The organism is Rhizobium sp. R339, assembly GCF_002211395.1.
In the GTDB taxonomy this organism is placed as follows: Bacteria; Pseudomonadota; Alphaproteobacteria; order Rhizobiales; family Rhizobiaceae; genus Rhizobium.
In genome coordinates this window covers 1-19,389 of sequence record NZ_LOKV01000015.1, presented here as the reverse complement: position 1 = coordinate 19,389, position 19,389 = coordinate 1, and the positions used below count along the sequence as shown (strand labels likewise).

Annotated in this window: 20 protein-coding genes; 7 read left to right on the top strand and 13 right to left on the bottom strand. The window is 62.5% G+C overall.

Annotation, left to right across the window (positions count from 1 at the left end; translation table 11 throughout):
* Positions 1-203: 203 nt before the first annotated feature.
* On the bottom strand, positions 204-2,114 hold the full coding sequence (locus ATY76_RS18755) for an adenylate/guanylate cyclase domain-containing protein (protein WP_088676252.1): 1,911 nt from the start codon (positions 2,112-2,114) through the stop codon (positions 204-206).
* A 372-nt stretch (positions 2,115-2,486) separates the two neighbouring features.
* Between ATY76_RS18755 and ATY76_RS18750 the strand changes: the two genes are divergently transcribed.
* On the top strand, positions 2,487-3,608 hold the full coding sequence (locus ATY76_RS18750) for an MFS transporter (protein WP_088676251.1): 1,122 nt from the start codon (positions 2,487-2,489) through the stop codon (positions 3,606-3,608).
* Between the two features lie 77 nt (positions 3,609-3,685).
* Here ATY76_RS18750 and ATY76_RS18745 read toward each other — a convergent pair whose 3' ends face one another.
* Together ATY76_RS18745 and ATY76_RS18740 are read right to left on the bottom strand one after the other, a co-directional pair.
* Positions 3,686-4,564 carry an FkbM family methyltransferase gene (locus ATY76_RS18745; RefSeq protein ID WP_088676250.1) on the bottom strand — a complete coding sequence of 293 codons (879 nt, stop codon included), beginning with the start codon at positions 4,562-4,564 and terminating at the stop codon, positions 3,686-3,688.
* The gene (locus tag ATY76_RS18740; RefSeq protein WP_088676249.1) at positions 4,564-6,276 is read right to left on the bottom strand and encodes an adenylate/guanylate cyclase domain-containing protein; all 1,713 of its coding nucleotides are present in this window, start codon (positions 6,274-6,276) and stop codon (positions 4,564-4,566) included. Before ATY76_RS18740 ends, ATY76_RS18745 begins: the two co-directional genes overlap by 1 nt.
* A 294-nt stretch (positions 6,277-6,570) precedes the next feature.
* Between ATY76_RS18740 and ATY76_RS18735 the strand changes: the two genes are divergently transcribed.
* The gene (locus tag ATY76_RS18735; protein WP_088676248.1) at positions 6,571-7,659 is read left to right on the top strand and encodes a glycosyltransferase family 4 protein; all 1,089 of its coding nucleotides are present in this window, start codon (positions 6,571-6,573) and stop codon (positions 7,657-7,659) included.
* Entirely contained in the window at positions 7,659-8,414 is a 756-nt protein-coding gene (locus tag ATY76_RS18730) for a polysaccharide deacetylase family protein (RefSeq protein ID WP_088676247.1), read from the top strand. Before ATY76_RS18735 ends, ATY76_RS18730 begins: the two co-directional genes overlap by 1 nt.
* Positions 8,415-8,417: 3 nt before the next feature.
* Here ATY76_RS18730 and ATY76_RS18725 read toward each other — a convergent pair whose 3' ends face one another.
* The 9 genes from ATY76_RS18725 to pcaD form a co-directional block, all read right to left on the bottom strand.
* Positions 8,418-9,287, bottom strand: a complete 870-nt coding sequence (locus tag ATY76_RS18725; protein ID WP_088676246.1) for an alpha/beta hydrolase — start codon at positions 9,285-9,287, stop codon at positions 8,418-8,420.
* Positions 9,288-9,347: 60 nt separating this feature from the next.
* Positions 9,348-9,722, bottom strand: coding sequence for a GFA family protein (locus tag ATY76_RS18720; protein ID WP_088676245.1), 375 nt, complete (start codon positions 9,720-9,722; stop codon positions 9,348-9,350).
* A gap of 125 nt (positions 9,723-9,847) precedes the next feature.
* The gene (locus tag ATY76_RS18715; protein ID WP_088676244.1) at positions 9,848-10,678 is read right to left on the bottom strand and encodes an MBL fold metallo-hydrolase; all 831 of its coding nucleotides are present in this window, start codon (positions 10,676-10,678) and stop codon (positions 9,848-9,850) included.
* A 299-nt stretch (positions 10,679-10,977) separates the two neighbouring features.
* A complete protein-coding gene (locus tag ATY76_RS18710; RefSeq protein WP_088676243.1) occupies positions 10,978-11,745 on the bottom strand; it encodes an SDR family oxidoreductase in 768 nt (255 codons plus the stop codon).
* Between the two features lie 62 nt (positions 11,746-11,807).
* Positions 11,808-12,854: a 3-carboxy-cis,cis-muconate cycloisomerase gene (locus ATY76_RS18705; protein WP_088676270.1), complete on the bottom strand. Its 1,047-nt coding sequence runs from the start codon at positions 12,852-12,854 to the stop codon at positions 11,808-11,810.
* A gap of 157 nt (positions 12,855-13,011) precedes the next feature.
* Positions 13,012-13,623 (bottom strand): protocatechuate 3,4-dioxygenase subunit alpha, encoded by a 612-nt coding sequence (pcaG, locus tag ATY76_RS18700; protein WP_088676242.1) that lies wholly within the window; start codon positions 13,621-13,623, stop codon positions 13,012-13,014.
* Positions 13,624-13,625: 2 nt separating this feature from the next.
* Positions 13,626-14,375 carry a protocatechuate 3,4-dioxygenase subunit beta gene (gene pcaH, locus ATY76_RS18695; protein WP_088676241.1) on the bottom strand — a complete coding sequence of 250 codons (750 nt, stop codon included), beginning with the start codon at positions 14,373-14,375 and terminating at the stop codon, positions 13,626-13,628.
* A gap of 10 nt (positions 14,376-14,385) precedes the next feature.
* Complete coding sequence (gene pcaC / locus ATY76_RS18690; protein ID WP_088676240.1) at positions 14,386-14,790, bottom strand: 4-carboxymuconolactone decarboxylase; 405 nt, start codon at positions 14,788-14,790, stop codon at positions 14,386-14,388.
* Positions 14,787-15,596 carry a 3-oxoadipate enol-lactonase gene (gene pcaD, locus ATY76_RS18685; RefSeq protein ID WP_088676239.1) on the bottom strand — a complete coding sequence of 270 codons (810 nt, stop codon included), beginning with the start codon at positions 15,594-15,596 and terminating at the stop codon, positions 14,787-14,789. The genes pcaC and pcaD overlap by 4 nt, the downstream gene beginning before the upstream one ends.
* 336 nt (positions 15,597-15,932) lie before the next feature.
* Here pcaD and pcaQ point away from each other — a divergent pair, with 336 nt between their 5' ends.
* The 3 genes from pcaQ (at position 15,933) to ATY76_RS18670 (ending at position 18,173) form a co-directional block, all read left to right on the top strand.
* Positions 15,933-16,859, top strand: a complete 927-nt coding sequence (gene pcaQ / locus ATY76_RS18680; RefSeq protein ID WP_088676238.1) for a pca operon transcription factor PcaQ — start codon at positions 15,933-15,935, stop codon at positions 16,857-16,859.
* A 121-nt stretch (positions 16,860-16,980) separates the two neighbouring features.
* Complete coding sequence (locus ATY76_RS18675; protein ID WP_088676237.1) at positions 16,981-17,505, top strand: MbcA/ParS/Xre antitoxin family protein; 525 nt, start codon at positions 16,981-16,983, stop codon at positions 17,503-17,505.
* The gene (locus tag ATY76_RS18670; RefSeq protein ID WP_088676236.1) at positions 17,502-18,173 is read left to right on the top strand and encodes an RES family NAD+ phosphorylase; all 672 of its coding nucleotides are present in this window, start codon (positions 17,502-17,504) and stop codon (positions 18,171-18,173) included. The genes ATY76_RS18675 and ATY76_RS18670 overlap by 4 nt, the downstream gene beginning before the upstream one ends.
* A gap of 16 nt (positions 18,174-18,189) precedes the next feature.
* Here ATY76_RS18670 and ATY76_RS18665 read toward each other — a convergent pair whose 3' ends face one another.
* Positions 18,190-18,831 carry an alpha/beta fold hydrolase gene (locus tag ATY76_RS18665; RefSeq protein WP_088676269.1) on the bottom strand — a complete coding sequence of 214 codons (642 nt, stop codon included), beginning with the start codon at positions 18,829-18,831 and terminating at the stop codon, positions 18,190-18,192.
* 69 nt (positions 18,832-18,900) lie between these two features.
* Here ATY76_RS18665 and ATY76_RS18660 point away from each other — a divergent pair, with 69 nt between their 5' ends.
* On the top strand, positions 18,901-19,146 hold the full coding sequence (locus tag ATY76_RS18660) for a hypothetical protein (RefSeq protein WP_190233694.1): 246 nt from the start codon (positions 18,901-18,903) through the stop codon (positions 19,144-19,146).
* Positions 19,147-19,389 lie beyond the last annotated feature (243 nt).

Here is a 19,389-nt window from a genome sequence, read left to right as displayed (position 1 = left end):
GGGTGAATTACCCGCCAAGCAAACTTCCTCATTCCTATGCCCGTCACAGGAATCCAGCCGCCGCGCGTCGGCGCGGTGAATGACCCACCTCTCGTGACAGAAAAGAAAAGAGTTTCGACTGCCCAAGGACTTGGGCAGGCTGGATCTCTGTGACAAGCACAGAGATGAGGGGAGGGCGCGCGGACTCGTCAGCGCGTAGACGGCTAGCCATTCTCCCCAACCAACTCCCATATATCCACCTTCTCAGCCCGCCCCTTCACCTGCGCCAGGCCGAGCGACCGAAACGCGAAACGGTTCCCGACGGCGTCGTGGATGGCGGCGCTGACCAGGATCGACGTACCGAATTCCTTGTTCAATCCTTCCAAGCGGGAGGCGACATTGATCGTATCGCCCATGGCTGTGTATTGCTGCCGCGAAATCGCGCCGAAACTGCCGACGACGGCGGGGCCGGTGTGGAGGCCGAAGCGTGTGATGAGCGAGGGGCGGCCGTTCTCTCTGTTCTCCTCGTTCAGGCTGTCGACGGCCGCTTTCATCGTGAGCGCGCAGCGGCAGCCGTTTTCGGCATGTCTGGCATCGGGAACGGGGGCGTTCCACATGACGAAAATGGAATCGCCGAGATATTGCACGACCGTCCCGCCATTGCGCTCGGCGATGGTGTTCAGCAGTTCGAAATAGGCCGACAGCATATCGACCACGTCTTCGGGCGAATTCTGCTCGGATATGGTGGTGAAGTCCCGGATGTCGGTGAAGAGCACCGTCACATCCTGGCGTTTGGCCTTGACGACCGCTCGCCCTTCCGGGCTGACGATGCGCCGCACCACTTCACGCGGAACATAGAGGGCGAACTGGCCGATGGCATGGCGGCTTGCCGAGAGCGCGGTGGCCAGCGTGTTGATCTCCGTTATCCAGGAATGCGCCAGGGCCTTCTCGCCGAGATCGAGATCGCCGATCCGGCGCGCCTCGTCGGAGAGCCGATAGAGAGAGCGGCTGACCATGCGGGACAGCACCACCGATGCGCCGACCCCCGCGATCAACAGCGCGCCGGCAATCAGGAGATTGCGCACGAGCAGCCGATTGGCCTCCTCCACCAGGTCCTCGAGCGGCACGACGATTGCGGCCGTACTTCCCTGAAACAGGCCGGAGACGCTGACGGGGGCGATTTGCACCAGATGGCTTTCGCCATCGAGATCGAGCCGCGCCAGACCGCCGCTTGCGAAGGCAGGATCTCTCCTCAGCCTGGCCACGGCTTCGAGACTCCTGTCGAAGCTGTTTGCCGTCGCGGCGAAGGCGCCTGACGTCCTCGCCCATAATCCGATGATCCTGCTCATGATCTGAGCGTCGGAGTGAGCAACGAGATGGCCGCCGCCATCGATGATATAGGCTCGGGCATGGGGAGAAATCGCCCGCGCATTCAACAGGCGGCCGATCGTCTGCAGATGAATGTTGATGCCGATGACCACCCGGCCATCATCCTTCATCGGCGCCGCGATCGTCAGCGTGGGAACATTGAGCGTTCCCGTTACATAGGGCCCGACGGAAACCGGCACGCCGTCCTGGACGACGGATTGGTACCAGGGACGCTGGCGCGGATCGAAGGATGCATAATCGATGTCGCGCTCGCCGATCGGTCTTGCCCGGCTGTCGAGAAAACGAAGTGTCGATAGGACATCTGTGCTTTGTCTCTCCGCGATCGTTCTGATCGCGAAGGCTGCGCCATCAGGCGCCGCCAATGCCTGCCGGACATCCTTCCTCGCGGTGTTGATGACCTGCAGATAGGAGCCATCGGGATAGCCGGTATAGACGCTCGTCGCCTCGGGAACGTTTCGCAGAATCTCCAGAAAGAGTTCCTGTTTTGCCTTGATATCCTGAGACGGCGGGGAGATCAGCTGCGGCAGGGTCGATGCCAGCGACATCGCCTCGGTGCCGCCCCGCAGCGTATTGCGGTACCCCTCGACCAGCCGCAGGCTCATCTCGCGCATCTGCTGCGCGCCGGCGTTGACCGCAGCGGTGCTTCCCTGCAGGAATGCCATCCAGATGATCGGCATCGACGTGCAAATCAGCGACGCGACGACCAGGACGCCGAGATGCACTCTGAGCGGTTTGGACCAGCGCACGGGATTCCCCTCGAAATGCGGACACGTCTCAGCGCACCTATCGTCCCAATGCTCGTCCAGCCGTGCGAAATAAACGTCCCCAACGATATCAGCTAACTGCTTTTTTGAGGCTTGCACAAGGCGTTGATGTCAACACTCCGCCCGTCACGGACAGCTTGATGGCGGCTGCCGAAATTGCCCGTTCGGCTCCATCTCCTCGCTGGCCTTCACTTCTTCAGGCCGGTTGTTGGAGCGCGAACGAAGAGCCCGCAATTGAACAGCCTCCAAGCCTCTCGAAAATTGCCTGCGTCTTTCTATTTGCGCCATAGCCGGTATTTCATCGGTTCGCCGTTGAGGCGGCGAGGGATGATTTTGGATGGAGCCGTTTTATTGATGCAAAATACTTCTCAGCCCAAGGCGGCATGGACGCTGGCCGATTTTCTCGACACTTATCGTTATTGGGCCCTATTTCTTGCCTCGCTGCTTGTAGGGCTCGGCGGAGAGGGGCTCAACACGGTCCTTCCGCTGATCTCGCGGGGGACCGGGAGCAGCCATCAGACTATTGCGATCTTCTATCTCGGCTCCAATGCCGGCTGGATCATCGGCGCTTTCCTCGCCTTCGTCGTTGTCAGCCGCCAGGGCCGGCCGGCGCTGATCGTGCCGCTTGTCGTCTGTGCCCTTGTCGCTGGCAGTGTCACGGCAGCGCCGTCGCTTTGGGCCTCGCCAGTCTTTCTGTTTCTGTTCGGATTGTCATTCGGCACGGTCCGGGCCGTGTTTCCCCTTGCGATTGCCATATTTCTGGTCGGGGGACGGCCCGGCAAGGTCGACTTCGGCTGCGCGCTGACGCTGATGTCCGCAACGATCCTGACCGCGGCCTTCGCGCCCATCGGCACCTCCTGGCTCTATCAAGGCGATCAAGGCGGGCTGCCTGTCATCCTGGGTTTCCTCGTCTGTCTGGTGATTGCCGTCATCCTGCTGCTGCCGGCGCGACGCCTGGCTTTTGATGATATGCCGCGCCAGCGCCACAGGCCGCTCGCGCCGCAAAAGCGATCGCCGCTCATGGTTGTCGCGATCCTGACCACTCCGCTGGCGCTGATCTTTCTCCTCAGCCTCGTCTATGGCTTTCAGGGCGGTGATATGGAGGCGAGCGGCTATTTCGAGATCACGCTGATTTTCGCCCTGCTGGTGCTCGTCGTCGCGATCGCCGCCTTCATCTACCTTGCCTACTGGTGCTATCGCATCCATGGCGAGCTTGCGGGGTCCGCACCCTCGCAGCGCCTGCTGACACCGCTTACCGCCATGCTGATCGCGATCCTCGTGCCGCTCGGTCTGCCGATTCTGCTGATGACGCTCGGCGATCTCCTCAACGATCGCGGCCGTGAGAGCGGTCAAGGGCGCCTGATTTCGATTGCTTGGCTCGCGCTCTGGAGCTTCCTCTTCCCGCCGGTCGCCATCGCTTTGGTGCAGAATGCGGCGAACAGGAGTTATGATTGGGTTTCCCCGGAGGCCGTTTAAGGGCGGGTAGGTCGCCTCGAAACAGCCGTGGCTGCAGAACCTCGCGTGAAAGCAATATCGCGAGCATGCGCGAATATTTACGGCAAAAACAGCACGTTATACTGATCGAATTCGCCAGGCAGAACGCGGACCTTCATTTCCACTTCGCGATCCTCGAAGAGGACGAGGCAATCTTCGTAAAAGCCTGACAGCATCGAGATGAAAGCTTTCGTGCCCTCGGGGCCATAGAAGAGCGGCGTGAATTCCATATAGAGCGGCACGCGGCGAGCAAGCAGCGGCTGCATCGACCGGCAGGCGACAGGTTCGTAGCCTTCGATGTCCATCCAGACCAGGCCGATTGCGGCCGGATCGATCGAAAGGCCGGACAGGATCTCGGATACCGGCTTCACCGGCACGCTGATCTTTTTGTCCGTCGGGCTCTGGCGGATGGCGCTGCTCTTGCCATGATTGTTGAGGTTCAAGAAAAAATCGATCTCGCCTTCACTCTCACCGGCGGCGCAATTGACGAGACGGACTTTCTCTTCCAGCCGGTTCTGGCGGATGTTGAGGGCGAGCAGCGGAAAATTGCGCGGGTCGGGCTCGATGCTGACGATATGCGCATAGGCGCCGCTCAGTGCGAAATAGACGGTTTGCGTCCCGATATTGCCGCCGATCTCGAGCAGCGCCGTTTCCTTCCTGAGCAGGCCGCGCTCACGCAGGATGACGATCAGCCGGTCGACGGCATCGCGTTCGAAATGGCCCTTCCGGAAGACCTTGCGGCCGATATAGTCAGAGGGCGAGAAGGTCATCAGATGGTCGCCGGCATCGACCGTCATCGAGACGACGCGCGGGCCGATATTCTCGATCAGCAGGCGGCGGCCGAAACGGGTATTGAAAAAACGTGAGGCCGCGGCGTTGCGCGCTTTGCGCAGGCGGCGGCTCCAATATTTGGCGGTGAGCCACGGCTTGCCGGGCATTATTCTTTTCCTTCGAGCGGTTCTGCCGCTTTCTCTCTCGGAATGACATAGACTTTCAAGGGCAGGGCACGGCCGCGCACGCTGATTTCACGGCTTTCTATGCCGGCGAGATCGGCCCCGGAAAGGTTGGCCACAGGCTCGGAGATGACGACCGCCGCTTCGAACTCCTTGGCGGCGGTCTCGAGCCGGCTGGCGACGTTCACGGTATCGCCGATCGCCGTCATGCTGCGCACCCGGCCATATCCCATCGTGCCGACCACGGCGGGGCCGGTGTGGATGCCGATGGCGATGCGCAGCGGCAGTGTCAGTTCGTCGGCAAGTTCGGCAGCGAGCTTGTCGATCCCGGCGACGATCGCCGCCGCTGCGCTCAGCGCCTGGCGGCAGGCTTCGTCCGGTGCGGTGTTGAGGCCGAACAGCGCCATAGCGCCATCGCCGATGAACTTGTCGAGCCGCCCGCCCGCCTGTTCCACCGCCTTGCCGATAATGGCGAAATAGCGGTTGAGTAGGAAGACGACGTCGAAGGGCAGGCGCGTTTCCGTCAGTGTGGTGAAATGACGAATATCGACAAAAAGCACGGCGATGTCTCGCTCGCGGCCCGGGCTGGTTTCCTGGCTGTTGGGAGGAAGCGTCGGTTCGACCGCCGGCACGAGAAGCGGCGCCACCGTAATGTCGGCATTCGGGCGAAGTTGGCAGGCGAGCCGGACATCCGGCCCGGCCTTGATGCGTTTCAGCGTCGTCTGCTCCATCTTGTCGGGAGGCGGCAGATTTTCGTAGTCGCCAAGGATCTGCACCCGGCAGGTGGAGCATTGGCCCTTGCCGCCGCAGACAGAATAATGCGGCAGGCCGCCGAGGCGGCTGGCTTCCAGCACCGTGAAGCCGCGCGGCACGCGAATGACCTCGCCGCCCGGATAATGCACGGCCACCTGATCGAGCCGCTCCTTGATCCGGCGCCGCGCGCGGGCGGCAACGACGAGGAGCAGTGAGGCCGAGAAGGCGCCGTAGAGCCCGGCGCGGACCGTTGCGATCTGGCCGCGAACCTCGGGATCGGTGACATAATGGGCGTTGACGCTCTGCTCGTAGGGATTGATCGTCAGCTGATAGGAAGGATCGGCGAGCGTACGGCCCATCTGCACGAAGCCGAGGAGCGAAAGCACCGGCACGAGGATTGCCAGCGCCAGCAGCAGCGGCGTCAGGTTGATGTACCATGGCCGGTACCGGAGCCAAAAATGGATGCCGATGCAGCCGTGGGTCCATACCGCAAGCACAGCGAGAGCCTGTCGCATGCCCGTCGACGGCGACCTGATCCACTGCATGCTAACGATCGTCTCGTAGTCGTCGATATAACCGTAGAGTTCATGGGCGACGCGTGTGCCGATGACATGGTCGATGAGAAGCAGCGGGATCAGCAGGCCGAGCGCGATCTGGGCTGTTTCCCCCTTGGGCATGACGAGGCTGCGGCGCATGTAGATGGCGCGCAGCACCAGGGTCATGTGGATCAGGACCGAGGAATAGAATACCGCCGTCCCTACGGGATTGCGCCATATGGCGAGAAAAAGGCCACGGGCCTTGTCGGCGGCGTTAAGCGAAATCAGCCCCAGCGCATGGTTCGACAAATGCAACAGGACGAAGATGAAGATGACGAGGCCGGAACCGAGCCTTGCCCTTCTGATCGCGCGTTCCGAAAAAATCCCTGTGGCCGAGACCGTCGTCATTCATTCCCATTCTTGTCGTGTCAGTTGAGTGGCCATAGAGATTGGGAACGAGGCGGAATTGCTTCGGTCGCGATCACATTTCATATGTTTATGCGCAACTTTTAGAGAAGGCGGCAATAACGGAATTTTTCGGCCGCAAGCCTGTGGTTTGCAACTATGCTGGCGTGCGCTCGGCCTGAACCTCCATCGCTTTGATTTCATTACATGTGATCGCAGAGTGGGCAGGCTGGAAATCATCCGTGATCGGGCGTCGGCGCCAACTTGGAAACAGTGTGTCTTCTGTGAGAGGTACGAATGCGGGTGGCTTTCTATGCGCCGATGAAATCGCCGAACCATCCGGTGCCGTCGGGCGACCGGCTGATGGCCCGGCTGTTGATCCGGGCGCTGGAGCTTGCCGGCCATGAGGTCGAGGTCGTTTCCGAATTCCGCACCTATGCCGCGACACCGGAGGCGGCGGCGGAACTCGAACCCGCCATCGATGGCGAACGCGAGCGGCTGCGGCTGAAATGGAAGTCCGAGCCGCGACCCGAACTGTGGTTCTGCTACCATCCCTACTACAAATCACCCGACCCCTTCGGGCCTGCAATTTGCGCCGAATTCGCCATTTCCTATGTCACGGCCGAAGCCTCCTATGCGGTAAAACGCGACCGGACCGGCTGGGCTGCCCGGCAGAAGCTTGTCGGGGAGGCGATCATGCAGGCGGCGGTCAATATCAGCTTCACGGAACGCGACCGGGCCGGGCTTGAAGCGGCCTTTCCGGGGGCAGAGCTCGCCCAATTGAAACCGTTCATCGATACCGCGCTTTTCGACATGGTATTGCCCAAACCCGATCCGCGCCAGCTGATGACGGTGGCGATGATGCGGGCCGGGGACAAGCTGGACAGCTACTCGATGCTCGCAAAGGCGCTCCGGCTGGTCGAAGACCGGCCCTGGACGCTTGCCGTCATCGGCGATGGGCCGATGCGGCCGCAGGTGCAGGCGCTGTTTGCCGGCCTTTCCGGCCGGATCGAATGGCTAGGCGAGCGGAATGCCGCCGAAATCGCCGCGCTGCTCGGGCAGGGCGGCATCTATGTCTGGCCCGGCTGCGGCGAGGCCTATGGGCTTGCCTATCTCGAGGCCCAGGCCGTTGGGCTGCCCGTTGCGGCGCAGAAAACGGCGGGAGTGCCGGCCGTGGTCGAGGACGGTGTGACGGGGCTGCTGACGCCTGAAGGCGATGTCGCCGCCTATGCTGGTGCCGTGACGGCCCTGCTCGACGACAGGGAAAGGCGCGATGCCATGGGGCAGGCGGCTCGGCGTTTCGTGCTTGAGGAGCGCTCGCTTGCGACGGCGGCGCGCCTATTGGACGGGATTTTGCGGGATCGTCTAGGAACAGGAGCGATGTGATGACCGATAGGGTTTGGGACCCGCTGCACCGTGAGCTCGATCGCTGGCAGGCCGCCGGCCGGGTGGCGCGGTTCTGGCTGCGGGACGACGATGCTGTCGAGCCGACGCAGGCGCTGGAGACGCTGATGGCCGTGACTGGCGAGAGCCAAGTTCCGCTGACGCTCGCCGTCATCCCCGGACTGACCGGCGAGGCCCTGGCGCGCCTGGCGGAGGAGACCGCCGTCACCGTTGCGGTCCATGGTTGGTCTCATACGAATCATGCCGGGCCGGAACGGAAAAAGCAGGAACTCGGAGGCGACCGGCCGGCCGAAACTGTGCTTGGCGAGTTGCGTGATGGGCTCCATCTCTTGGAGCGGCTGCATCCGGCCCGCTTCCTGCCGATGCTGGTGCCGCCGTGGAACCGGATCGACGCCGCACTCGTCCCGGCGCTGCCGGGGCTCGGATTTGCAGCGCTTTCCGTCTATGGCCGGGCGAGGCGGGATAGCCTGATGCCGCTCCTCAACACCCATGTCGATATCATCGACTGGCACGGCACCCGCGGCGGACGGAGCCAAGAGGAACTGGTGGCCGAGCTGGTGGCGGAGCTTCGCGACCGATTTGCCGGCAATGACGAACCTGTCGGCGTGCTCGCCCATCATCTGGTGCATGATGCGGCTGCGTGGAATTTCCTGTCGGCCTTGTTCGCGACGACAGGCCGCCATCCGGCCGTCCTGTGGTCATCGGCAAGCGAACTTCTAAGGCCGCTCGAGATGTAGCGATTAGGCGGAGTGAACGCGCCCAAGGAACTCCCGGATGAGCGCCACGACCTCATCGAGATGGGTTTCGAGCAGCCAGTGCCCGCCGCCGAGCAGATGGAGCTCGGCGTCCGGGAGGTCGCGCAGATAGGCCCGTGCCGACTTTTCCGGCATGTAGTGGTCGTTGGGACCCCAAACGATCAAGGTGGGAGGCCGGTATTCCCTGAGGTATTTCCGGTGTTCCGGAAACCAAGCCCGGTTCTCCTTCAACCCGGCAATGAGGTCGATGGCGATTTCCTTGCGCCGGGGCGTGACCAGCGACCAATGCAGCTTCCAGAGGTCGGGCGGGATGGTGTCGGCGAGAGCGGGCGGCAGGTCATTGAGGAACTCCTCTTTGAAGGCCTCCTCATTGACCGCTTCCGCCAGCGCTTTCCTCATTTCCGGCCGCGGAAGCGTCCACGTCGCTTCGATATCCGCATATTTCGGTCCAAGCGCATCCTCATAGGGAATATCGCCGTTCTGGATGATGAGGGCGGCGATCCGCTGAGGCGCCCTGATCGCCAGCCGGGCGCCGATAGGCGAGCCGAAATCGTGGAGGTAGAGGACGAAGCGATCGACTTTCAACGCGTCGACAAAGGCCTCTAGCCAGGCGGCATAACCATCGAAACTGTAGTCGAAGTCATCAGGCGTACCGCTATAACCTGCGCCCGGGAAATCCGGTGCAATCAGACGCCAGCGGTCGGCAAGGCGTGGCATGAGGTTGCGGAATTCGTAGGATGAGCAGGGGTAGCCGTGCGGCAGCAGCAAGACTGGGGCATCTTGCCGCCCGGCCTCGCGATAGAAGGTCTCGATGCCTGCGACGGTGATCCGGCGATGCTGGACGAGAGTGTCCATCGGGAATCTCCTCTTCAGCGGTTATTTCGGTTTCCTCGGACAGGCTTATGAGGCGAAGGCCTACCTCCGGTCCTCTTCAAATTGCGCGGCGCCTTCCACCGGCCGCAGCCATGGTTCGCGGCGTTTGATCCAGAGTTCGTAGCTGGGAACAAGAGGGGTCGGGGCCTGCGAAAGCATGCCAAGCTTGATTTCCGCTTCCTTATCATCGGCGGAAAACAGGCGCGAACCGCAGCGGGGACAGAAACGTCTTCCCTGGAATTCGCCGGTTTCCCCGGAATGTTCAAATCGGCCGGCGGGCCAAACGCCATAGAAGGTAAAGGCCGAGCCGCTTTCCTTCCTGCAATCCATGCAATGGCAGATTCCGACGCGCAACGGTTCGCCCCGAACAGAAACGTGCACCTGCCCGCAAAGACACTTTCCGGAAAGCACGGCCATAACCGATCCCTGTTTTGTTGATTTCGCGCTGACGGGAGAACGGTCTGGCCCGGCATCGGTTCCGTCGCGACGGCACAGGTGGGCTTCACGGCATCAACACGGTGAAGGCGGCCTGCGGCCGCCTGCTAGATCACCACGGTCTGATTGTCGCGCGCGGCAAAGGCTTCCGGGAAGGCGGCCTGCGCCTGTGCTTCCATCTGGGCCAACTGTTCGTCCGTGCGGGAAGGGGCGTGGTGGAACAGCGCGAAGCGCTTGGCGCCCGCCATTTTGGCAAGCTCGGTGCCGTGCTGCCAGGTCGAATGGCCGAAGCCCTTGAAGCGCTGCATCTCATCTTCATTGTAGGTGCAGTCGTAGACGACGAGATCGGCGCCCTGCATCATTTCCAGCGAAACGGGATCGTAGCTGCCCGGGATATGTTCGATGTCATAGACGAGAGCGATCGACCGGCCCTGCCACTCGATGCGGTAGCCGATGGCTCCGCCCGGATGATTGAGCATGAAAGTCTTGATCTCGATGCCCTCATGCGGCGCCAGGGACTGGCCGGGATGGAAGTCGCGGAAGTTCATCGTCGCCTGACAGATGTCGGTCTTGACGGGAAACCACGGCGGGCTGATGAACTGCTCGACCATTTCCCGCGTGCTCATCTTGCCGTCGAGATGGCCGGACCAGATGTTGACGTTGATCGAGGGATAGTAGATCGCCTTGAAGAAGGGCAGGCCAATGATGTGGTCGTAATGGCAATGGCTGAAGAAGAGATCGACATCGCTGACGCCATCGGCGAGCAACGATAGGCCCGCCTCGCGCAGGCCGGAGCCGGCGTCGAAGATCATCCGGTGCTTTCCGCAGCGGACCTCAATGCAGGATGTGTTACCGCCGTAGCGGTCGAACTCGGGACCTGATACGGGAATACTGCCGCGCACGCCCCAAAATTTAACTTGAAACAGTTCTGTCGTCATCGTTCTTCAAACCGGCCTTCCCGCATCTCCATCGTAACCATAGTTGTTCCCGATGCGAAGCAGCAGAATTCCACGGGTTTGCCTGCGTCCCCTTTCATTCTCCTAACCGCTAGCGGAAGAAGAAGTACATTTTCCTAAGCAATCGGCTTTCGCCTCGGAAAGCAACCCAGTATGGTTGGTTTTCCGTAAATGGGCGTCTGCAGGCGGGGACATTTTCCCGTTATCATGCCTATTAGATGGTTGTGCGCGATTGAAAAAGCAAATCACCCCCTCGCGCCGCGCTATGCTTGTCAACGAGCCTAGAGCGAAGCGGTAATCCCGCCGTCGACCATCAGCATATGGCCGTTGACGAAGGAGGAGGCATCGGAGGCGAGGAAGACGGCCGCGCCGACAAGCTCCTTCACTTCGCCCCAGCGGCCGGCGGGTGTGCGCGCCTCCAGCCAGGCGGAGAATTTCGGATCGTCGACCAGCGCCTGGTTCAGCGGCGTGCGGAAATAGCCGGGCGCGATGGCATTGACCTGCAGGCCGTATTTCGCCCAGTCGGTCGCCATGCCGCGCGTCAGGTTCTTCACCGCGCCTTTGGTGGCGGTATAAGGCGCGATGCCAGGACGGGCGAGCTCGGCCTGGACGGAGGCGATGTTGATGATCTTGCCGCGGCCGCGCGATATCATCGCCTGGGCGACCGGCTGGCTGACATAGAACAGGCTGGAGACGTTCGTCTTGAAGATTTCGTCCCATTTGTTGACAGGGAAAGATTCCAGCGGTGTCCGGAACTGCATGCCGGCATTGTTGATGAGGATGTCGATCGGGCCGATTTCCGCCTCGATATAGGCGATGGCGCTGCGGCTCGCCTCGGCATCGGTGACGTCGAAGGCGGCGCTGACGGCATGGCGGTTATGGCTGCGAATATTCTCGGCGGCGGCTTCCGCCTTCTGCGCATTGCGTCCGTTGATGATGACGGAGGCGCCATGCTCGGCAAGCCCGAGCGCCAGCGCATGGCCGATCCCCTGGCTGGAGCCGGTGACGAGAGCGCGACGGCCTGAAAGATTGAAGAGGGGAAAGGTCACGGGAGTGCTCCTGATTTCATCGCTTTCTGCATAGCCGGTTTCCTGTCTTGCATGAAGCGGCGTCAGGCCGTTCCGAGCCTCTTGATGGTTCCGATGAGCTCCTTTGCCAGCCGCAGGCTCGCGCCGGTTGCCATCGCCATTTGTGGCAGGAGCAGCCATTCGAGCGTCCAGGCGGCGCCCGAGCGTTCCTGTTCGTGGACGAGGGACTGGTGGATGCCGGACAGCGCCGTGGCGTTGAAGCGGGCGAGCGAGACCAGGACTTCGGCGGAAACGGGGTTCTGCTTGTGGGCCATGGCCGAGGAGGCGCCGCCGCCTGAGAGTTCGATCTCGCCGCCGGCCTGGGCGAGTAGCGCGATATCCTGTCCCATCTTGCCGAGGCCGCCCGAAATCGACGAAAACAGGCCGGCGATATCGGCGATCGGCTGACGCCCGCTCTGCCATTGCCTGGCGTCGGTGAGGCCGAGTTCTTGGGCGAGCGAGGCGCGGATGGCGGCGGCCTGCGGCCCGAGTTTGTCCAAGGTGCCGGCGGCGCCGCCGAACTGAACGGGAAAACTCTGCTCTGTCAGCCGGTCGCGATAGGTCGCGAGCGGCGCGCGCCAGGCATCGAGACGGTCGGAGACGGTGATCGGAATGGCCGCCTGCATGCGGGTATGGCCCATCAGCCGGTTGCCGCCGAACCGGCGCTCGAGTGTGTCTAACCCTGTGAGGATGGCGGAAAGCCGGCCGGCAAACAGGAAGGTGACGGCCTTCAGGCGGATCATCAGGCTGGTGTCGATGACATCCTGGCTGGTGGCGCCGAGATGCAGGCTTTTGGCGGCTTCCTCGCCGACTTCAGCGCGGAGCTGTTTGACGAGGTCGGGCACGACGACACCGTCTTTCGCCGTTGCCGAGCGAAGGCTGACGAGATCCGGAGAAAAACCGGCGCAGACTTCGGCAATCTTCCTTGCGGCTTCGCCGGGAATGAGGCCGTGTGCTGCTTCGGCCCGGGCGAGCGCGGCTTCGAAGAAGAGCATGGCGCGAATATCGGCTTCGGCCGAGAAGTAGGGCGCGATTTCATCGTCGCCGAGAAGGCCGGAGAGGAAAGGGTGATCGAAGGGCGATGCGGTCATGGGATTGCTCTTTGTGATGGTCATCCGGCTGCCGCCACCTTCTCCCCGAGGGGAGAAGGGACTTGGGGCACTGTTTCCCTCTCCCCTCGGGGAGAGGGCAGGGTGAGGGGGACGCTATCTGCACAAAGCCCTATCAGCAAGCCTCCTATGCCGCCCCTCAGATATCCAGAAACACAGTCTCTTTCGGCCCCTGCAGATGGATATCGAAATGGCAGGTCGCGCCGTCGCGGGTGGCGATCATGGTTGCGACGCGCTCGCGATGCTCGATGCGGGACAGCAGCGGATCGGCGGCATTGGCTTCCGCTTCTTCCGGGAAATACATGCGCGTGTGCAAGCCGATATTGATGCCGCGGGCGACGATCCAGAAGCTGATGTGCGGCGCCATCCTGCGGCCGTCCTTGAAGGGGACTCGGCCGGGCTTGACGGTCTCGAAGCTGTAGACGCCGTCTTCGGCGCGGGTCGGGCAGCGGCCCCAGCCGGAAAAATTCGGATCGGCGGCGCCGCGCATTTCCGACGGGCTGTTGTAGAGGCCGGCGCTGTCGGCCTGCCAAATCTCGACGACGGCATCGCGCACCAGGGCACCGGCGCCATCGAAGATCCGGCCGGTCACGGTGATGCGTTCGCCGAGCGTCTTGTCATTGACCATCTGGGTGCCGAGATCGCTGTCGTAGACGCCCGTTATGTCGCAGGAATTCGGCGTCAGGCCGATATGGACGTAAGGGCCTGCGGTCTGTGAGGGGGTTTCCTTGAGATAGCCGAGCTCTTGCATGGTCAATTGCCCTCCAGTCTGTTTTCGAACATCGTCGAGCGGCGGCCGCGCAGCACGATATCGAATTTATAGGCGCGCGAATCCATCGGGATCGTATTGCCCCAGTCGAGCGGCGCGATCAGTTGCTCGATCGCCGCCTTGTCGGGGATCGTGCCGACGATCGGACATTTCCAGATCATCGGATCGCCCTCGAAATACATCTGGGTGATCAGCCGCTGGGCAAAGCCATGGCCGAAGATCGAGAAGTGGATATGCGCGGGACGCCAGTCGTTGACGCCGTTCGGCCAGGGATAGGCGCCGGGCCGCACCGTGCGGAAATGGTAGCGGCCTTCCTCATCGGTGATGGCGCGGCCGCAGCCGCCGAAATTCGGGTCGATCGCCGCGAGATAGGTTTCCTTCTTGTGGCGATAGCGCCCGCCGGCATTGGCCTGCCAGAATTCGACCAGGGCGCCGGCAACCGGCTTGGCGCGCTCGTCGAGCACGCGGCCATGGACGATGATGCGTTCGCCGATGGCGCTTTCGCCGGGGCGCGCGTAGTTCAGGATCAGGTCGTTGTCGAGCTCGCCGATAATCGAATGGCCGAAGACCGGGCCGGTGATTTCGGAGATCGAGCCATCGAGCGAGAGCAGCGCGCGCTGCGGCGAGCGCAGCACCGAGGTCTTGTAGCCGGGGGCGAAGGCGGGGGGATGCCAGGCGCGGTCCCGGGCAAAGAAGGCGCCGGTCTCGGGCTTGCGGTTGAATAGTTCGGACATTTTTCCCCCCTCAGGCCGCCTTTTCGGCGTCCATTTGTTCAAAGGCCTGCTTGGCGATCTTGATCGCGTGGTTGGCGGCGGGAACGCCGGCATAGATCGCGACATGCAGCAGCGCCTCGCAGATGTCTTCCCGCGATGCGCCTGTGTTGGCGGTGGCGCGCACATGCATGGCGACCTCGTCGTCCTGGCCGAGAGCGGCAAGCAGGGCGATCGTGACGATCGAGCGCTCGCGCTTCGTCAGGGCAGGGCGCGACCAGACATGGCCCCAGGCGGCTTCGGTGATCAGTTCCTGGAAGGGGCGGTCGAACTCGGTCGCGGCGGCTGAGGAGCGGTCGACATGGGCGTCGCCGAGCACGGCGCGGCGGGTCGCCATGCCCTGCCGATAGCGCTCGGAGGAGGACGCGGTCTCGTTCATCGATTGTTTTCTCCAGGCGGAAGTGATGTGAGGAAGGTGCGGATGATCGCCGTCAGCGCCTCCGGCTGCTCGACGCAGGGGATGTGCGCACAATCGCGGATGACTTCGTAGCGGGCGCCTGGGATCAGCCGCGCCGTGGCGAGCACGAGATCGGGCGGCGTCGAGCCGTCCTGGTCGCCGACGATGCAGATCGTGGGTACAGCGATCTTCTTTGCTGCTTCGGTGAAATCGGCATCGCGGATCGCGGCGCAGGCGGCGATATAACCCTCGACCGGCTGGCGCGTCAGCATGTTGCAATAGCCTGAATAGGCGGTGTTCTCAGGCCGGCGGAAAGCCGGGGTGAACCAGCGCTCCATGACGGCATCGACGATGCTGCCGATGCCGTTTTTCTCGACTGCCGCGATGCGGGCATTCCAGCTTTCTGCCGTGCCGATCTTATGGGCGGTGTCGCTGAGGATCAGCGCGCGGACGAGATCCGGCCGGCGCTGGTAGAGCGACTGGGCGATGAGGCCGCCGACGGAGAGGCCACAGATGACGGCATCCTTCACCGACAGCAGATCGAGCAGGCCGGCAAGGTCGGTCGCGTGGTCCTCGATCAATGCAGGGACCTGGCCGACATCTGAAAGACCGTGGCCGCGCTTGTCGTAGAGCACGATGGCGAAATCGCCGGCAAGCCGCACCACGACATCGCGCCAGATGCGGAAATCCGTTCCGAGCGAATTGATGAAGACGATCACCGGCCGATCGGCAGGCGCGCCGATGACCTGATAGTGGATTGTTACGTCGTTTATGCGGGCGAACTGCACTTCACGTCCTCATCAAGCTAGCTCGGCCGAGTGGCCGGCATGTTTGGTTTCCCGGCGAAGTGCGACAACGCCGCGAACGGCTCTGTCCGTCCCCCCCATTCTCCGTCATGCTCCGGCTTGACCCGAGCATCCAAGCGGCACCCATAAGCAGCCGGGGCATGGATCCTCGGGTCAAGCCCGAGGATGACGGAGAATGGGAAGGCTCTTCACCAAACTCGTCCCAGCATACAAAGCCCATCCAACGGCACCTATTCCTAACAACAAAACTGACCGGTTGATCCGGTTAAGTAAAATGATATTTAATGGGTTTTCGATAACCCTGGAGTTATGCGAGCAATGATCGATAGCCGCGTCAAGTTTCGCCATCTGCAGACCTTTGTCGAGGTGGCGCGGCAGAAGAGCGTGATGAAGGCGGCCGAACTGCTGCATGTCAGCCAGCCGGCGGTGACGAAGACCATCCGCGAGCTGGAGCAGGTGCTTGGCGTCGGTGTGTTCGAGCGCGACGGCCGGGGCATCAAGATTACCCGCTACGGCGAGGTCTTCCTGCGCCACGCCGGGGCGGCGCTGACGGCGCTGCGCCAGGGTCTCGATTCCGTGTCGCAGGAGCAGTTCGCCGATGCTCCGCCGATCCGCATCGGCGCTCTGCCGACAGTGTCGTCGCGCATCATGCCGCGGGCGATGGAGCTTTTTCTCAAGGAAAAGACCTTGAGCCGGGTGAAGATCGTCACCGGCGAGAACGCCGTTCTTTTGGAGCAGCTTCGCGTCGGAGATCTCGACATCGTCGTCGGCCGTCTGGCGGGCGCCGAGAAGATGGCCGGCTTTTCCTTCGAGCATCTCTATTCCGAGCAGGTGGTGTTTGCCGTGCGCGCCGGCCACCCGCTGCTCGACGGCAGACAATCGCCATTCGCCGGTTTTGCCAATTACACCGTGCTGATGCCAACGCGAGGTTCGATCATTCGGCCGGTGGTCGAGAACTTCCTCATCGCCAACGGCGTTTCCAGCCTGCCGACCCAGATCGAGACGGTTTCGGATTCCTTCGGTCGCGCGTTTCTGAGGGCGAGCGACGCGATCTGGATCATTTCCAACGGCGTGGTGGCCGACGATGTCGCCGACGGGCTGCTGGCGCTTCTGCCGGTCGATACCGGCGAGACCAAAGGACCCGTCGGATTGACGATGCGGGCCGATGCGGTGCCGTCGCTGCCGCAATCGATCCTGATGCAGACGATCCGGGAAGCGGCGGGGGAAATTTCCGGTAAACCGTGATCGGGACGATGCGGTTGTGCGGCCTACTCTCCGCAGGATATTTTCTCGGCGGGCGACGCTTTAAATTTGCTTGATGAATGCCCAGATTTGGACTAAATCTATTTCAAGACAGGAGGCTTTCATGCAGCATGCCAGACAGTCTGAGCAAGCGGACGGCCAAGGGCCGCAGCGGCTGGATACCGGGCGCTTCGCCCCGGCAAACCGAAAAAGGCTGAGCGCGCCGGCATTGCGGACCTTTCTGGCGATCGCCGATCTCTGGGGCCTCACCGAAGAGCAGCGCCTGCTCGTGCTCGGTTATCCATCCCGCTCGACCTACCATAATTGGGCCAAGCAGGCGCGCGAGCACGGCGCTTTCACGCTGGATGTCGATACGTTGACCCGGATCTCGGCCGTGCTCGGCATCCATCAGGCGCTCGGTGTGCTTTTTGCCGACGAACGCGCCGGCGTCGCCTGGCTGCGCATGCCGCATCAGGCGCCGGTTTTCGGCGGCCAGCCGCCGCTTGATGTGGTGACGAACGGCACCCAGGACGGACTGATGACCGTGCGGCGATTTCTCGATGGCGCCCGCGGCGGTGTCTATATGCAGCCGAATGCGCTGGACGAAGCATTCACGCCCTACGAAGCCGCGGACGTCGTGTTCCGGTGAGTGACCGTTTTGCCCAGGCGCCGCGTCCGTCCTACCGGCTGATCCCGTCGCAATTTCCGCCGATCGGTCTTTTCGACACGGTGACGCGGGCGGCCGATCTCGATGCCGTGATGGATCTTGTCGGCTGGACCAACGACCGCCTCGTCGCCGATCGCATCCAGCGGCTTCCGGAAGACGAGTGGGTCTATGGAACGCCGAACGCCAGTATCGTGATGGCGTCGTTCCTGCATGTCGCGCCTGGTGGGATGCGGTTCAACGGTCCCGATCTCGGCGCCTGGTATGCGGCCGACAATCTCAAGACGGCCGCCGCCGAGGTTGGTCACCATCTCCGGCGCGAGGCTGTCGCGCGCGGGGTCCCCACGATGGCGCGCACCTACAGATGCTACGCGGCCACTCTGCATGGCGACTATCTCGATATTCGCGGAGAGCAGGCGCTGCGGCCTGCGATCTATGACGGCACCAGCTACGCCGCGTCGCAGGTGTTCGGCGAGCAGGTGCGTTCGGGAGGCGGCGCCGGCATCCTCTATGACAGCGTCCGGCTCAGAGGCGGGGTGAACATCGTTGCGCACAGGCCGCGCAACGTTCGGGACGTCGTGCAGGCCGATCATTTCGAAATCACCGTTTCCGCCGCCGACCGCCGCATCGATGTCAGGAAGCTCGCGGCCTGACGATGCAATCCGGTTCTCAAACCGGCAGGCGGTCGGCCCATGCCCTTACCGCCTTCGCCATCGTGGCGAGGTGATCGGCGCTGGAGAAGCCGGAGATCTTCTTGCGCGGCTTGAGGTCATGGTCGCCGTCTTCGAGCCAGAGGATCTCGATCCTGTCGGAAAGCTCGTAGCCCGGCACCTCGTCCCGCGTGCCGAATTCGTCGCGTGTTCCCTGGCAGATCAGCGCCGGCGTCGTCAGCCCCTTGAGATGGGCGGTACGAAGCTTGTCCGGCTGGCCGGGTGGATGAAAGGGGTAACCGAGGCAGAGCAAGCCGGCGATCTTTCCCCTGTCATACAGATCGTCGGCGATCATGCTGGCGACCCTGCCGCCCATCGATTTCCCGCCGATGATCAGCGGCCCGCCGGCGCCAAGCTCGGCAATGGCTGCTTCATATTCGGGATTGAGCGTCTCGGCGCGCGGCGGCGGCTTGCGGCCATCCGAGGTGCGGCGGGCGGCCATATAGGAAAATTCGAAGCGGGCGACACGGAAGCCGGTGCCGGCAAGCGCCTCCGCCGCGGATGTCATCGACGCGGAATCCATCGGCGCGCCGGCGCCATGCGCGAGAAGGATCGTGAAGCGCGCATCCGAAGGCCCCTGCAGCAGAAACCTGTCCATCATCGCCATCCTCTATCCCGTCACCGGAACCATGTCGGTGGTCGTGACTTCTTCCTTGAAAGGAGACGGACCATGCCGACGAATGATGCAAACGTAAAGCCCGAACAGCGCCGCCCCCGCGATGTCAGGCCCATTCCTGAAAAGCCGGAGCCGGCTGACGCAGAATCCATGGCAACGCCCGTCGTCCAGCCGGGCGGCGTCAAGGACAAAAGTGAGAGGCCGGTGGTCAATCCCGTCACCGGCGTTGCCTTTCAGCGGCCGGTCGTAAACTATGGTGCAGAACGCCCCTTGAAACCCTGCGGTAAAAGGTACATATAGCGGCCCTGCCTGAAAAACGGATGCGTGGGGTATCGACGTCGTCGAGCCGTTCGCCGTCCGACAGGATAAGGGCGCTCCCCGAAAAGGTCGAGCGCCCTTTTTGCTTTTGGCTCTGCCTAAGGTTTGTTGAGATTCGGGATTCCCATTTTACCGGAGAAATGATTCAAGCTCCCAAACGGAGTTTGTCATGGAACGATTTGTTTTGACGGACGCCCAATGGGCGAAGATGGAACCTCATTGTCT

What these genes read in the sequence shown, in the direction of transcription:
- ATY76_RS18750 (WP_088676251.1), top strand. Translation starts at nt 2,487, where the DNA reads ATGCAAAATACTTCTCAGCCCAAGGCGGCATGGACGCTGGCCGATTTT.
- ATY76_RS18745 (WP_088676250.1), bottom strand. Translation starts at nt 4,564, where the DNA reads ATGCCCGGCAAGCCGTGGCTCACCGCCAAATATTGGAGCCGCCGCCTG.
- ATY76_RS18740 (WP_088676249.1), bottom strand. Translation starts at nt 6,276, where the DNA reads ATGACGACGGTCTCGGCCACAGGGATTTTTTCGGAACGCGCGATCAGA.
- ATY76_RS18735 (WP_088676248.1), top strand. Translation starts at nt 6,571, where the DNA reads ATGCGGGTGGCTTTCTATGCGCCGATGAAATCGCCGAACCATCCGGTG.
- ATY76_RS18730 (WP_088676247.1), top strand. Translation starts at nt 7,659, where the DNA reads ATGACCGATAGGGTTTGGGACCCGCTGCACCGTGAGCTCGATCGCTGG.
- ATY76_RS18725 (WP_088676246.1), bottom strand. Translation starts at nt 9,287, where the DNA reads ATGGACACTCTCGTCCAGCATCGCCGGATCACCGTCGCAGGCATCGAG.
- ATY76_RS18720 (WP_088676245.1), bottom strand. Translation starts at nt 9,722, where the DNA reads ATGGCCGTGCTTTCCGGAAAGTGTCTTTGCGGGCAGGTGCACGTTTCT.
- ATY76_RS18715 (WP_088676244.1), bottom strand. Translation starts at nt 10,678, where the DNA reads ATGACGACAGAACTGTTTCAAGTTAAATTTTGGGGCGTGCGCGGCAGT.
- ATY76_RS18705 (WP_088676270.1), bottom strand. Translation starts at nt 12,854, where the DNA reads ATGACCGCATCGCCCTTCGATCACCCTTTCCTCTCCGGCCTTCTCGGC.
- pcaG (WP_088676242.1), bottom strand. Translation starts at nt 13,623, where the DNA reads ATGCAAGAGCTCGGCTATCTCAAGGAAACCCCCTCACAGACCGCAGGC.
- pcaH (WP_088676241.1), bottom strand. Translation starts at nt 14,375, where the DNA reads ATGTCCGAACTATTCAACCGCAAGCCCGAGACCGGCGCCTTCTTTGCC.
- pcaC (WP_088676240.1), bottom strand. Translation starts at nt 14,790, where the DNA reads ATGAACGAGACCGCGTCCTCCTCCGAGCGCTATCGGCAGGGCATGGCG.
- pcaQ (WP_088676238.1), top strand. Translation starts at nt 15,933, where the DNA reads ATGATCGATAGCCGCGTCAAGTTTCGCCATCTGCAGACCTTTGTCGAG.
- ATY76_RS18675 (WP_088676237.1), top strand. Translation starts at nt 16,981, where the DNA reads ATGCAGCATGCCAGACAGTCTGAGCAAGCGGACGGCCAAGGGCCGCAG.
- ATY76_RS18665 (WP_088676269.1), bottom strand. Translation starts at nt 18,831, where the DNA reads ATGATGGACAGGTTTCTGCTGCAGGGGCCTTCGGATGCGCGCTTCACG.
- ATY76_RS18660 (WP_190233694.1), top strand. Translation starts at nt 18,901, where the DNA reads ATGCCGACGAATGATGCAAACGTAAAGCCCGAACAGCGCCGCCCCCGC.